1 rRNA gene is annotated in these 3,123 nt (G+C 50.7%); it reads left to right on the top strand.

Annotated elements, in window-relative coordinates:
- The first annotated feature begins 203 nt into the window (after positions 1-203).
- Positions 204-3,029: ribosomal RNA gene (locus tag XEN7305_RS00225) — 23S ribosomal RNA — on the top strand.
- Positions 3,030-3,123 lie beyond the last annotated feature (94 nt).

Raw genomic sequence — 3,123 nt, forward strand, 5'->3', positions numbered from 1 at the left:
AATCATCAGCATCGGCACAGGAATTGTGAGAATGCTGGAGATTAAACTCCAGTCAGAACCTTGAAAACTGCATAAAGAAAGAGAAAAGTCAAAAAGATTAACTAAAACCAGAACCAGGTTAAGGTATGTTTTTGCTGACAGACTGAACTTATAGTTTAGGTTTGTGAGGAAAGACATATCGAAAAAGTAGTCCGAAAATAGCAGGTCAAGCTAGAAAGGGCTAACGGTGGATACCTAGGTACGCAGAGGCGAAGAAGGACGTAGTTACCGACGATACGCTCCGGGGAGCTGGAAACAAGCAATGAGCCGGAGGTTTCCGAATGGGAGAACCCCAAGTACGACCTACTGAATTCATAGGTAGGAACGAGCCAACCCAGTGAACTGAAACATCTTAGTAGCTGGAGGAAGAGAAAGCAAAAGCGATTTCCCCAGTAGCGGCGAGCGAAAAGGAAACAGCCTAAACCATATGCTAAGGCAAATGGGGTTGTGGGACAGCGATATGGTAGAGCAGAAATTAGACAAAGCATTTGAAAGGTGCACCAGAGAAGGTGAAAGTCCTGTAGTCGAAAATAGAAGCCACCTAGCTGGATCCCGAGTAGCACGGAGCCCGAGGAATTCCGTGTGAATCAGCGAGGACCACCTCGTAAGGCTAAATACTCCTGCGTAACCGATAGCGAAAAGTACCGCGAGGGAAAGGTGAAAAGAACCCCGGTAAGGGGAGTGAAATAGAACATGAAACCGTTAGCCTACAAGCAATTAGAGCATGATTGAACGTGTGATAGTGTGCCTGTTGAAGAATGAGCCGGCGACTTACAGGATGTGGCAGGTTAAGGGAGAAACCCGAAGCCAGAGTGAAAGCGAGCCTGAGAAGGGCGGTCGTCACATTTTGTAGACCCGAACCCGGGTGATCTAACCATGTCCAGGATGAAGCTTGGGTAAAGCCAAGTGGAGGTCCGAACCGACTAGCGTTGAAAAGCTAGCGGATGAGGTGTGGTTAGGGGTGAAATGCCAATCGAACCCGGAGCTAGCTGGATCTCCTCGAAATGCGTTTAGGCGCAGCGGTTGGTTAATAATGCAGGGGGGTAAAGCACTGTTTCGCTGCGGGCTGCGAGAGCGGTACCAAAGTGAGGCAAACTCAGAATACCCTGTAGAGTACAACCAGTGAGACGGTGGGGGATAAGCTTCATCGTCGAAAGGGAAACAGCCCAGACCACCAGCTAAGGTCCCAAAATGGATGCTAAGTGAGAAAGGAGGTGGGAGTGCATAGACAACCAGGAGGTTTGCCTAGAAGCAGCAATCCTTGAAAGAGTGCGTAATAGCTCACTGGTCAAGCGCTCCTGCGCCGAAAATGAACGGGGCTAAGCATCCTACCGAAGCTGTGGACTTTGACTTAGGTCAAAGTGGTAGAGGAGCGTTCTGTATAGGGAGAAGCACTAGCGGTGAGCAGGTGTGGACAGTACAGAAGCGAGAATGTCGGCTTAAGTAGCGAAAATTTGGGTGAGAATCCCAAACCCCGGAAGCCCAAGGGTTTCTTCGGAAGGCTCGTCCGCGAAGAGTTAGTCGGGACCTAAGGCGAGGCCGAAAGGCGTAGTCGATGGAGACAGGGTTAATATTCCCTGACTAAACTGTGGGAGCTGTAGTGAGGACGCATGAAAAATAGCTAAACCCTGAATGGATTGGGAGTTTTCCACGGAGAACGCTTAGTGAAAGATAGTGCCAAGAAAAGCCATTACAGTGATGAAAGCAGAATACCCGTACCCGAAACCGACACAGGTGGGCAAGTTGAGAATACTAAGGGGCGCGAGATAACTCTCTCTAAGGAACTCGGCAAAATGACCCCGTAACTTCGGGAGAAGGGGTGCCAGCGAGAGCTGGTCGCAGTGAAGAGGCCCAAGCGACTGTTTACCAAAAACATAGGTCTCTGCCAACTCGAAAGAGGACGTATAGGGGCTGACGCCTGCCCAGTGCCGGAAGGTTAAGGAAGTTGGTCAGTTCTTCGGAATGAAGCTAACGACTGAAGCCCCGGTGAACGGCGGCCGTAACTATAACGGTCCTAAGGTAGCGAAATTCCTTGTCGGGTAAGTTCCGACCCGCACGAAAGGCGTAACGATTTGGGCACTGTCTCGGAGAGAGGCTCGGCGAAATAGGAATGTCTGTGAAGATACGGACTACCTGCACCTGGACAGAAAGACCCTATGAAGCTTTACTGTAGCTTGGAATTGGGTTCGGGCTTTGCTTGCGCAGCATAGGTGGGAGGCGTTGAGATAGCCCTTGTGGGGGTTAAGGAGCCGAAAAGTGAGATACCACTCTAGTAGAGCTAGAATTCTAACTTGAACCCGTAAGCCGGGAGAAGGAAAGTTTCAGGTGGGCAGTTTGACTGGGGCGGTCGCCTCCAAAAAGGTAACGGAGGCGCGCAAAGGTTCCCTCAGGCTGGTTGGAAATCAGCCAAAGAGTGCAAAGGCAGAAGGGAGCTTGACTGCGAGACAAACAAGTCAAGCAGGGTGGAAACACGGCCTTAGTGATCCGACGGTGCTGAGTGGAAAGGCCGTCGCTCAACGGATAAAAGTTACTCTAGGGATAACAGGCTGATCTCCCCCAAGAGTTCACATCGACGGGGAGGTTTGGCACCTCGATGTCGGCTCATCGCAACCTGGGGCTGAAGTAGGTCCCAAGGGTTGGGCTGTTCGCCCATTAAAGCGGTACGTGAGCTGGGTTCAGAACGTCGTGAGACAGTTCGGTCCATATCCGGTGCAGGCGTAAGAGCATTGAGAGGAGTCTTCCTTAGTACGAGAGGACCGGGAAGAACGCACCGCTGGTGTACCAGTTATCGTGCCAACGGTAGACGCTGGGTAGCCAAGTGCGGAGAGGATAACCGCTGAAAGCATCTAAGTGGGAAGCCCACCTCAAGATGAGTGCTCTCATGGAGTAATCCAGTAAGGTCACGGGAAGAACACCCGTTAATAGGAGCTAGGTGGAAGAGCAGTAATGTTCGGAGCCGAGGCTAGCTAACAGACCGAGGGCTTGTCCTAAAAGGATAAAAGAATGATGAGAAATCAGAAAGATTTGGTTAGGTAAGGTTAATCAGAAGACAGAGTATCGAGTATTTATGCAGTCTTGAGGGTT

Source organism: Xenococcus sp. PCC 7305 (assembly GCF_000332055.1).
Classification (GTDB): Bacteria; Cyanobacteriota; Cyanobacteriia; order Cyanobacteriales; family Xenococcaceae; genus Xenococcus.